The organism is Nocardiopsis sp. LDBS1602, from assembly GCF_035818715.1.
In the GTDB taxonomy this organism is placed as follows: domain Bacteria; phylum Actinomycetota; class Actinomycetes; order Streptosporangiales; family Streptosporangiaceae; genus Nocardiopsis; species Nocardiopsis alba.
In genome coordinates this window covers 284894-294767 of sequence record NZ_JAYLVW010000006.1, presented here as the reverse complement: position 1 = coordinate 294767, position 9874 = coordinate 284894, and the positions used below count along the sequence as shown (strand labels likewise).

Below are 9874 nucleotides of genomic sequence, written 5' to 3'. Positions count from 1 at the left end.
ACACCCGGTCTCATTCCGAACCCGGTCGTTAAGTCTCTTTGCGCTGATGGTACTGCCCTGTGGTGGGGTGGGAGAGTAGGTCGCTGCCACGGTTTTTCTTGGAGGAAGGGGCGCCCCTGTTGTGGGGTGTCCCTTTCTTTTTTGTGTGTTGGGGGATGCCTTGGGGTGCCCCCCTTTTTTTTGTGCCTGTGTTGTGGACAAGCACACCGTCCCGGCTGTCGGCTTTGGTGATGCGGGTTCGTCCCATGTCGTAAGCTGGAGGGTACGAGTACTTCTGTGCGCTGCTACTGGTCGAGGTGGCAGCGCTTTTGATTGTTGACGGACGGGTTGGATGACTGAGGACAGCCGATCGGGAGACCGCCAGGACTCCGGGGCAAACGACCACAGCGGTAGCCGCTCCGGTGGGCCTGGCGGTCGCGGACGGGGTGAGGAGTCCCGTTCCCGGTCCGGCTACAGGGACTCCCGTGACGACAGGGGCCGCGAAGGACGTCGTGACTTCCGTCGGGACGATCGCGGTGGCCACCGTGACGACCGTCGTGGGGGCTATCGCGATGACCGCGGTGGGTTCCGTGGCGACCGGGACCGTCGCGACGACCGGGGCGACGACCGTCGTGGCGGTTACCGTCGTGACGATCGTGACCGTCGGGACGATCGCGGTGGCTTCCGGGGTGACCGTGACCGCCGCGATGACCGCGGTGGCTACCGTCGTGACGATCGCGACCGTGGTGGGTTCCGCGGCGACCGCGATCGGCGTGATGACCGTGGTGGATATCGCGGGGACCGCCGTGACGACCGTGGCGGCTATCGAGGCGATCGCGATCGTCGGGACGACTCTCGTGGCGGGGACCGCGGTTTCCGCGGGGACGATCGCGGCGGTTACCGGAGTGACCGGGACCGTCGGGACGACTCTCGCGGTGGAGAGCGCCGTGATGGCGGTCGTGACTTCCGTAGGGACGACCGTGGCGGCTTCCGCGGAGACCGTCGCGATGACCGCGGCGGTCGGGGCCGTGACGACCGGGGCGACGACCGTCGTGGCGGTTACCGGCGTGACGATCGTGACCGTCGTGACGATCGCGGTGGGTTCCGGGGTGACCGTGACCGTCGTGATGACCGTGGCGGCTTCCGTGGAGACCGTGACCGCCGCGATGACCGCGGGGGGTTCCGCGGGGATCGTGACCGCCGTGACGACCGTCGTGGCGGTCACCAGGGCGGCCGGGATCGCCGTGACGACCGTGGCGGCTATCGGGGTCGTGACGATCGTCGTGACGGCGGCCGGGGGCGTGACTTCCGCCGAGACGACCGTCGTGGACCGCGTGAGGACCGCGACCCGGCCGACATCGCCCCGTCCCTCCCGGAAGAGGCGACCTACGACCAGCTCGACGGCGAGATCAAGCGCGATCTGCACTCGCTGCCCAAGTCCCTGGCCGAGCTCATCGGTAAGCACATCGTGGCGGCCGGCATGCTGGTCGACGAGGACCCGGAGAAGGCCTACCAGCACGCGGCCTACGCCCGCCGTAAGGCCTCTCGACTGTCCACGGTCCGTGAGGCCTCGGGCATCGCGGCCTACACCGTCGGCAAGTGGCAGGAGGCCCTGGCCGACCTGCGCGCGGCGCGGCGGATGAGCGGTCGGGACAACTTCCTCGCCGTCATGGCCGACTGTGAGCGCGGCCTGGGGCGCCCCGAGCGAGCGTTGGAGATCGCCTCCGACCCCGCCGCGGGGAACCTGGACACCGCCGACCGGATCGAGCTGCGGATCGTGGCCGCCGGTGCCCGTCGCGACATGGGCGACACCAAGGCCGCCTTGGCCGAACTCCAGGTGCCGGAGCTGAAGGAACGTCGTGCCCGCCCGTATGTGGCGCGTCTGTTCTACGCCTACGCCGACGTCCTCGAAGAGCTGGGACGCACCGACGACGCCCGTGAGTACTTCGCGAGGGCCTCGTCGGTGGACCGGGAGGGCGTGACCGACGCCGATGAGCGTCTGGCCGTGCTCGAGGGTGTGGAGCTGGTCGACATCGACGTCGAGGACGGGATCGTCTGGACCGACGTCGAGGAGGACGGTGGGTCCGAGGAGTTCGTCGAGGCTCCTCGTGACCGTCGTAACGACTCCGAGGACCGCGGCGACCAGGGTGAAGAGCGCCGTGAGAGCGACGACCGTCGCGACGAGCGTGAGGACGACGGTGGTCGGGACGACTCCGAAGAGCGTCCCGAACCCGAGAAGCGCCCCGACTCCGAGGAGCGTTCCGAGAGCGAGGACCGCTCGGAGGACGAGACCCGCGATGACCGTCCCGAGGAGGAGGTCCGAGAGGCCCCCTCCGAGGACGAGGGCCGTGAGGACGACCGGGACCGCGACAGGGACTGATCGGTATCTCGGATCACTCCGATGAAGCGCCGCCGAACGGCTTCGAGCCGCTCGGCGGCGCTCTCGTGCGTCTGGGGGAGCTCCCCGAGGAGTACGACTCGGTCGTCTGCCTGACCTATGTGGGGGAACGGCCGTTCCTGGTCCGTCACCGCCGGCGGGGGTGGGAGTTCCCCGGCGGACATCGTGAACCGGGGGAGGACCTGTACGCCACGGCGCGTCGTGAGGCCCGGGAGGAGGCCGGCGCCACTCTGGGGGAGATCCGGGTGGCGGGCCACTACGTGCTCGCCGGTGGGCACGTCACCGTGGTCACCCATGCCCCGGTCCTGGGTGTGGAGCCGTTGACCGGGCTGTTCGAGACCGTCGAGGCACGTGCCTTCGATCGTCTGCCGTCGGACGAGGAACTGTCCTGGTCGGATGGGCTGTACGCGCATCTGATCCGGGCCCTCGGGCTTCCCGGTGCTCCGGAGCGGGGTCCGACGTAGGTGGCCTCGGACCCGATCACGGTGTGACCGGGGCGGGCGGGGTCCGGGGAACGCGTCCGGTTCTCCGGTGCCCGGACCCCGCGCGGGTCAGGCCCGCTCCTCCTCGGCCTTCTTCCGAGCCTGTTCCTGCTCTCGTGCGAGCCGATCCAGCCAGTGGACGATGCCGCTCACGTTGGCCTCCGGACCGCTGAGGGTGTCCAGGACGGCGACGGTCCCGGGGGAGGCCTCCGGCGGGTTGGGGCGGTAGCGCGAGATCACCTTGTCGCGCACCATCGCGATGGCGTGGTCCAGGTCGCCTCCGGTGTCGTGGGAGTCGCGTACGGTCTCCACCCACAGGCGCAGCTCTCGCTCGGCGCGGTCCATGGTGGCCTCGACCTCCGTCAACGCGCCGAAGTGCGAGAACATCAGCCTCTGGGCGCCGATGTCCCCGAACAGCCGCAGGGTGCGCAGGCAGGCGTCCATGTCGAAGTCCGGCGGCGGGGTGGCCGGTCGCAGGTCCCCGGTGAGCGGGTTGTAGACGCCGAGGGCGTCACCGACGTACAGGTCGCCGGTGCCGGTGTCGACCAGGCCCATGTGGTGTTTGGCGTGACCCGGGGCGTAGTGCGAGACCAGGCGACGGCCGCCGCCCAGGTCGATCTCTCCGGTCTCGGAGACCGCGCGGATGCGGGTCGCCTCGGTGGGGCTCATGTGGCCGAAGAGGGTCTCCAACCGGTCGCCCCAGACCATCGCGGCGCTGGCCATCAGCCGGCTCGGGTCGGCCAGGTGGCGGGCGCCGCGCTCGTGCACGACGATCTCGGCGTTGGGGAAGAGCGCCGCCATGTCGCCGGTTCCGCCGGCGTGGTCCAGGTGGATGTGGGTGACCACGATGGTGGCCAGGTCCTCGGGGGCCAGGCCGAGCCGGACGACGGCGTCGCGCAGCACCGTGGCGGAGGCCGCGGTGCCGACCTCGACGATGCAGGGCCGTTCGGTGCGGATGAGGTAGGCCGACACGACGCCCGGGTAACCGGCCAGCATCGTGTCGATGGCATAGATCTCGTCCCCCAGCGGGACGATCCCCTCGGGCGGTTCGCTGACGTCCACGTCCTTGTGCACGGCGGGCACCCCTCTTCTACGAACGATGTGCGGCCCGTTCACCGGGCCGGGTCCGACTCTAGAACAAGGGTGTCATGGCTGTTCGGGGCGGGGTCGGGAGGTTGTCCACAGATTCGATTCGGGTCTTCTCCGCCGGGGTGACTCCGAGGGATCCTGGGATCAGTGCGCGCGTCAGGTGTTCCTCGACGTTAGGAAGTCCCTCGTGTCCATTCGACGTCTTCTCGCCCCGGTTCTCGACGCTCTTCTCTCGCTGTTCTTCTCTGTGATCGGCGCCCTCTCCATCGCCGGTCCCTCAGGCCCCCGTCGACGCGCCCCCGTCTCCTGTTCCGGTCCGCCACCCGGTGACGGGGGACGGAGGGGTGTGGTGTCCGGGGCGGACGAGGGGCACGGTCCGACGGCCGTCTCCGTCGGACCGGAGGTGCCCGATCGGGACCGAGGCCACCGTAACGAGGTGGTCGTGGTGGGTCGGATCACCGCGCCGCCGAGGGTGCGGATCCTGCCCAGTGGGGATCGGCTGGTCAGTTGGCGGATCGGGGTGGCCCGGCCGCGTGATCCGAGCCGTCCGGGGGCGACGGGCAGGGTCGATTCGTTGACCCTGGTCTCCTTCGAGGAGCGGATCGTGGACCGGGTCTCGGGGTGGCGTCGGGGCTCGGTGGTCCGGGCCACGGGTGCTCTACGCCGTCGGATCTGGCGGGGTGCCCTCGGGGTGCGCAGTGTCCTGGAGGTGGAGGTGGCCTCCGTGTCCCCGATCGGGGAGGGGGAACGGTGAGGGCGCCGATGACCCCCGGCCGGTGCGGCGCCCGTCCGCGGAGGTCACAGACCCAGGGCGCGCAGGGCCTCGACGACCGACGGTCCGCTGGGGTCGACCTTCTCGTCCGACCAGACCGCGACGCACAGGGCACGCAGGCCGTCCAGAGGTTCTCCGGCACCGGAGACGTGTACCGTTCCGTCGGTGGTGGTGATGGTCCAGCCACGGCACAGGGTCTGTTCGCCGTTCCGCTCCGGTGCGGGGTGGGTCCGGTTCATCCCGGAGATGTCCCAGGCGAGGTAGCGGGGGCGTCGGTGGGGCGGGGCGGCCACCAGGTCCCGTGGGGTGGCGACCCCGGACAGGACCAGCAGGCCGGCCGCGCCGTGGGTGGTGGCCCCTTCGATGTCGGTGTCCAGTCGGTCGCCGACGATGAGCGGGTCGGTGGCGCCGGTGCGCAGCATGCCCTCTTCGTGGAGGGGACGCATCGGTTTGCCGGCGACGACCGGTTCGACCCCGGTGGCGTGCGCGATGACACGGACGAAGGCGCCGTTGGCGGGGGTGTGGCCCCATTCTCCGGGCGCGGTGGCGTCGGCGTTGGCGGCCACGTAGAAGGCGCCGCGCGCCACGGCGAGCGCCCCCTGGTCGAGGAGGTCGCGGTTGATGGAGCGGGAGTAGCCCTGGACCACGGCCACCACCGAGGGGTCGTCGACGGTGACGGGGCGCAGCCCCATGCGGCGTACGGCCTGGCGCAGGCCGGTGTCGCCGACGACCAGGACGTCGGAGCCCTGCGGGTGGCGTTCGGCGACCAGACGGGCGGCGGCCTCGGCGGAGGTGACGACGTCGGAGGGGAGGGCGGGTACGCCCAGCTGGGTGAGGTGTTCGGCGATGCGCGCGGGGGTGCGGCCGGCGTTGTTGGTGACGAAGGCGACCTTGGCGCCGGCGGCGCGGGCCTTGCCGATGGCCTCGGGGGCGGCGGGCACGGCCTCGGGGCCGATGTAGACGACCCCGTCCAGGTCCAGGAGCATCGCGTCGTGGAGTTCGTCGAGCGGGCGGTCGGCTGCCTGGAGGGACATGGAGGTCGGTCCGTCTTCTGTGCGGTGGGAGTGGTCGCCTCCAGGCTAGGCCATGGCCTTCGTCCCGTTTCCCGTGGTCCGGGCTCCTCGTGGACGGGGTCCTTCCTCCCGGTGCGGTCCGCGGTGTCCCCCGGTGGTCCCGTTTCCGGACGGGGCGATGTGGCCCTGCCCGCACGTGTCTCAGCGTGGGCGGTGTTCGCTCAGCCAGGAGGTGGCGAAACCCACCGCCTCGGCCAGGGGGAACAGGCGTGCTGTCGCGGCGCCCACGGGGCCGGTCGTCACGATTCCGGTCTCCTCCAGGGCCGTGCCCAGGGCGGGGAAGTCGTCGGCGTTCAGGTCCACGTCGGTGACGGTGACCCATTCCCGGCGGCCGGTCTCGGTCCCGATCGCGCAGGAGGTCTCGGCGCGGCGTGGGTTCGGGATCCGGTATTCGGCCAGGTGGAAGGCGGTGCAGGAGTCGTATCCCACGCCCAGGAGCAGGATGTGGGCCCGCTTCTGTTCCAGACGGGCCAGGGGGGATCGCTCTCCCAGGGCGGAACCGAGCGGGTGGGGGTGCATGAGGTGTTCGGCGTCGGGTCCCAGGGCGGCGAAGGAGGTCTGGGGGTGGGGGCTGCGTACGGCGCCGGAGCGGGTGCGCACGGCCTCGGAGATACGGCCCATGTGGGAGCCGGGTGTGTGGAGCGGGTCGAAGGCGGGGGTGTGTTCCCGAATCGTGGGCCACCACGAGGCGGGCACCGGGGGCGCGCCCCATCCGGAGGGGTCGGTGTTGTCCGAGGTCTGGGTGGGCACGACCAGGGTTCCGTCGGGCCCGAGGGCGTCGGTCAGCGCCTGGACCACGGCCTGCTCGGATCCGCATACCCACCCCAGGGAGCGGAGGGAGGAGTGGACCAGGAGGGTCCGGCCGGGTCGGACGCCCAGCCGGGCGAGGTCTCGGGCCAGGCTCGCGCGGGTTCTGGGACCCTCGGGGTCCGTGCCGGGGTCGGCTGTGGACACGGCGTCGCTCCTGTTCGGGTGGGGTGGATGTTCAGCCTGGCAGAGGCGATGGTCTCGGCGCCGGCGAATATCGCGGGGAGGGCCGTGGAGAGGCCGCCCCGCCGGTCGGCGAGGCGGGTTCCGGGGCGGGTCAGTCCAGGGTCCGCATGACCAGGCCGGTGCGTGGTTTGGGGCCGAAGGAGGTGGATTTGCGCGGGGTCAACTCGCCCTGGTCGGTGAGGGCGTAGATCTGGTCGATCCGCATCGGGGGGACGATGACGGCGGTGCCTCGGGTGGCGCGGGCCAGTTCCACGGCCTCGTGCGGGTCGTCGTGCACCATGCGGACCCGCCTCTCCGGGTAACGCCACAGCGGGAGCAGTACCTCGTGCAGGGCGGCGGTGGCCAGGTGTCGCCAGGCGGTGGAATGCCCGGGAGAGGCCTGCTCCAAGGTGGTCTCGTCGAACCCGTGGACCATGTGGGTCTCCCCTTCGGGGGAGGCCAGTAGGAGTGCGGGCGCCTTGGTGCGGTTCGGGATGGCGGGGTCCGGTGCCGGGACGGGTTCGACCAGGGCGACGGTGCGGGCGGCGGCCAGGGCTCGTTCGGTGTCCAGACCGGGAAGGACACGGTGGATCGAGCCGAGTCGGGGCGGGTGGGTGTCGCTGTCCACCAGCAGGGCCAGCCCGTACCCCCAGTCGGCCTCCTCGTGCGCGGAGCGCAGGCGCCGGTAGGCGGCGTAGCGGTGGTGTCCGTCGGCGATGAGGGCGGAGCGTGCGGCCAGGTCGTCGGAGACACGGCGGTGGAGTTCGGGGTCGGTGATCGCCCAGAGTCGGTGGTGGGCGCCGTCGGCGGTGCGGGTGGAGATCAGAGGGCGTTCCCGTGGGGGGATCGTCTCGGTGATGGTCGTGGCGGCCCCGCCGCCGCCCCGGTAGATGAGGAAGATGGGTTCGAGGTTGGTACGGGTCTCGTCCATGAGGAGGAAGCGGTCGCGGACCGGGGGTTCGGCCACGTTCTCGTGCGGGCGGACGGGGCTCGGGTCGGTGTCGTCGTCGGGGAGGCGCAGGGCGCCGATGAGTCCGCGTTGGGTCTCGCCGTTCGGGGTGACCTGTTCGTACACGTACAGGGCGGGTTCGGGGTCTCGGACGAGTCGGCCGTCGGAGATCCAGCCGTGGAGTCGTTCGGCGGCGCCCCGGTAGCGGTGGGCGGTGGTGTCCTCGCCGGCGGTGTGCCGGGACAGGGCGTAGGGGAGGGTGACCCTCGCCGCGTTGTAGGGGTCGGAGCGTTGGAGTTCGCGGGCCTCGCGGGCGTCGGGGATGTCGTAGGGCGGCGCGAGGAGGCGGGAGAGGTCGAAATCGCCGTCGATGAAGCGATCGACGTCGGGGGCCGCGTAGCGCAGTCCCCGGAAGGGGGCCAGGTCAAGAGGTCGGCGTGGCATCCCAGAAAGGTACCCTCCCGCGGGCGGCGGTCGTGGGCGGTCGGGGGAGAAGGGGGCACGGTCCCGGTCGCTGGGGCCCTCCCGCTCGGGGAGGGCGGGTGTGCCTCTGCTCACGTGGGCGGTGGCGGTGTTCTCGGCCCGGGCGCGTCCTTCACAGGAGGCGGCGCATGCGCAGGAGGTCGCCGACGCTGGCGTTGACCTTGAGACGTCGGCTGACCAGGGCCTTGGCCGGGTCCAGGCGGTCCTCGGCCAGGGCCACGAGGTCGTCGCCGGAGACGGTCACCTTGACCTGGGCGGGGCCGCCGGGGGAGGTGAGCGGGCGGTGGACGATGTCGGTGAGTCCGTCGACGGTCAGGCGCATGTCGAAGGCGGTTCCCAGGTCGGGGACGATCACGCTGATGGTGCGTTCGCGTATGTGCTCGCGGCGTTCGGCCTCGGGGCGGGCGAGGATACGCTCGTTCGTTCGGGCGATGCCGTCCAGACACGCGTCGATGCTGCTCATAGGCTCATGATGCCCTATATGGGGATGGTTCCGCCGTTGTTCCGGGTGGAGAGGGCGGAGGGCGGGTCGGTCGGTTCGCGTGTCATGGGAGCGCCGGGCCCGGTAGCGTTGGTGTCGATCCCCGGAGCACGAGGCCCCTCCCTCCTGCCTTCGTTCCCTTTCCTTTTCTCCTTCGGCCCCATCAAGGAGTACGTCATCATGGTCGTCGACGCGGTACGCACCTATCTCGATGCCGCCAATGGCCTCACCGAACTCTCCCGCAAGCAGGCGGTCGCGGCCGCCAAGTCCCTGCTGAAGGCGAACGGTTCGGTCTCGCCGCAGGTCGCGGAGGCCGATGGTCCGCCTCCGCGTCTGGGGCAGAACATCCAGGCTCTGGCCGGTGAGTTGATCGAGACCAGTCAGGCCAACCGGGCGGCCATCGCCGATCTGGTGCGGGCCGAGGTGGAGAGCGCCCTGGAGCGGATGGACATGGTGCCGCGCTCGGAGTACGAGCGTGTGGTGCGCCGGGTCGCGGAGTTGGAGCGCAGGATGGCGGCCCGTCAGCCGGTGGAGCGGGTCGCGGCCTCGCGCGGGGAGACCTCCTCGACGTCGCCGGCCCCGGTCGAGGGTGAGGATGACCGGCGGGAGCCCGTGCCGGCGCCGGAGGCTTCGGTGGCGGCCGACTCCGAGGCGGCCGCGTCGACGGTCGGTTCCGAGCCGGTGGAGGAGACGGCGCCCTCTTCCTCAGAGCCCGCGGTCGAGGGGTCCTCGGCCGGGGAGGAGCGCTCCGAGGGTTCCGACGAGGGGTCGGAGGAGGCCGCGGAGAGCGAGGCCTCCGACGCTTCGAAGGGGGCCTCGGCCACCCGCGCCAAGAGCCGGGCGGGCAACGCCAAGACCGCCAGGGCCAAGACGGCTCCCAAGCGCGGGGCCAAGGGCAAGGGCGGCAAGAAGTAGTTCGGGTAGGGTCCCTCCGAGTGTGGTGGGACGACGGTCGTGAGAGGGCGTCCGGTCGTGGACGTGGAAGGGGAGGCGTGCCTCGATGAGCACCGAGGAGGAGGCCGAGGCCTTGGCGGAGCGTACGCTCGGCGCCACGCGGGAGCGTTTGGCGGAGTTGGACGCGCTGCCCACCCACGAGCACGTCGCGGTCTTCGACGCCCTCCAGCAGGAACTGTCCGGTGTCCTGGGAGCTCTCGGGCAGGGCTCCCAAGGCGCGCGATAACGCCCGGTACCCTAGG

The 9874-nt window shown here is 71.3% G+C and carries 10 protein-coding genes and 1 rRNA gene; 6 read left to right on the top strand and 5 right to left on the bottom strand.

Features of this window, described 5'->3' with window-relative positions:
• The 3 genes from rrf to U9J66_RS19410 form a co-directional block, all read left to right on the top strand.
• Nucleotides 1-92: ribosomal RNA gene (gene rrf / locus U9J66_RS19420) — 5S ribosomal RNA — on the top strand; the annotation flags it as partial.
• A gap of 239 nt (nt 93-331) precedes the next feature.
• Nucleotides 332-2359 carry a tetratricopeptide repeat protein gene (locus U9J66_RS19415; protein ID WP_326338319.1) on the top strand — a complete coding sequence of 676 codons (2028 nt, stop codon included), beginning with the start codon at nt 332-334 and terminating at the stop codon, nt 2357-2359.
• Between the two features lie 65 nt (nt 2360-2424).
• On the top strand, nt 2425-2841 hold the full coding sequence (locus U9J66_RS19410) for an NUDIX domain-containing protein (protein ID WP_161110161.1): 417 nt from the start codon (nt 2425-2427) through the stop codon (nt 2839-2841).
• A gap of 87 nt (nt 2842-2928) precedes the next feature.
• On the opposite strand, the gene U9J66_RS19405 is transcribed toward U9J66_RS19410, so the two are convergent.
• Nucleotides 2929-3933, bottom strand: coding sequence for an MBL fold metallo-hydrolase (locus U9J66_RS19405; protein WP_014913395.1), 1005 nt, complete (start codon nt 3931-3933; stop codon nt 2929-2931).
• 364 nt (nt 3934-4297) lie between these two features.
• Here U9J66_RS19405 and U9J66_RS19400 point away from each other — a divergent pair, with 364 nt between their 5' ends.
• Nucleotides 4298-4702 carry a single-stranded DNA-binding protein gene (locus U9J66_RS19400; protein ID WP_326338318.1) on the top strand — a complete coding sequence of 135 codons (405 nt, stop codon included), beginning with the start codon at nt 4298-4300 and terminating at the stop codon, nt 4700-4702.
• 44 nt (nt 4703-4746) lie between these two features.
• On the opposite strand, the gene U9J66_RS19395 is transcribed toward U9J66_RS19400, so the two are convergent.
• From U9J66_RS19395 to U9J66_RS19380, 4 genes are all read right to left on the bottom strand, one after another.
• The gene (locus U9J66_RS19395) at nt 4747-5754 is read right to left on the bottom strand and encodes an HAD-IIA family hydrolase (protein WP_017535452.1); all 1008 of its coding nucleotides are present in this window, start codon (nt 5752-5754) and stop codon (nt 4747-4749) included.
• A gap of 180 nt (nt 5755-5934) precedes the next feature.
• Nucleotides 5935-6747, bottom strand: a complete 813-nt coding sequence (locus tag U9J66_RS19390) for an aminoglycoside N(3)-acetyltransferase (protein ID WP_326338317.1) — start codon at nt 6745-6747, stop codon at nt 5935-5937.
• A gap of 130 nt (nt 6748-6877) precedes the next feature.
• Complete coding sequence (locus tag U9J66_RS19385) at nt 6878-8158, bottom strand: DUF1015 domain-containing protein (protein WP_017535450.1); 1281 nt, start codon at nt 8156-8158, stop codon at nt 6878-6880.
• Nucleotides 8159-8309: 151 nt separating this feature from the next.
• Nucleotides 8310-8660 carry an SCP2 sterol-binding domain-containing protein gene (locus U9J66_RS19380; RefSeq protein ID WP_017535449.1) on the bottom strand — a complete coding sequence of 117 codons (351 nt, stop codon included), beginning with the start codon at nt 8658-8660 and terminating at the stop codon, nt 8310-8312.
• Between the two features lie 198 nt (nt 8661-8858).
• Between U9J66_RS19380 and U9J66_RS19375 the strand changes: the two genes are divergently transcribed.
• The gene (locus U9J66_RS19375) at nt 8859-9593 is read left to right on the top strand and encodes a membrane fusogenic activity family protein (RefSeq protein ID WP_237449902.1); all 735 of its coding nucleotides are present in this window, start codon (nt 8859-8861) and stop codon (nt 9591-9593) included.
• A gap of 85 nt (nt 9594-9678) precedes the next feature.
• Entirely contained in the window at nt 9679-9858 is a 180-nt protein-coding gene (locus U9J66_RS19370) for a hypothetical protein (protein WP_014909622.1), read from the top strand.
• The last annotated feature ends 16 nt before the right edge of the window (nt 9859-9874 follow it).

What these genes read in the sequence shown, in the direction of transcription:
- U9J66_RS19415 (WP_326338319.1), top strand. Translation starts at nt 332, where the DNA reads ATGACTGAGGACAGCCGATCGGGAGACCGCCAGGACTCCGGGGCAAAC.
- U9J66_RS19395 (WP_017535452.1), bottom strand. Translation starts at nt 5,754, where the DNA reads ATGTCCCTCCAGGCAGCCGACCGCCCGCTCGACGAACTCCACGACGCG.
- U9J66_RS19385 (WP_017535450.1), bottom strand. Translation starts at nt 8,158, where the DNA reads ATGCCACGCCGACCTCTTGACCTGGCCCCCTTCCGGGGACTGCGCTAC.
- U9J66_RS19380 (WP_017535449.1), bottom strand. Translation starts at nt 8,660, where the DNA reads ATGAGCAGCATCGACGCGTGTCTGGACGGCATCGCCCGAACGAACGAG.
- U9J66_RS19375 (WP_237449902.1), top strand. Translation starts at nt 8,859, where the DNA reads ATGGTCGTCGACGCGGTACGCACCTATCTCGATGCCGCCAATGGCCTC.
- U9J66_RS19370 (WP_014909622.1), top strand. Translation starts at nt 9,679, where the DNA reads ATGAGCACCGAGGAGGAGGCCGAGGCCTTGGCGGAGCGTACGCTCGGC.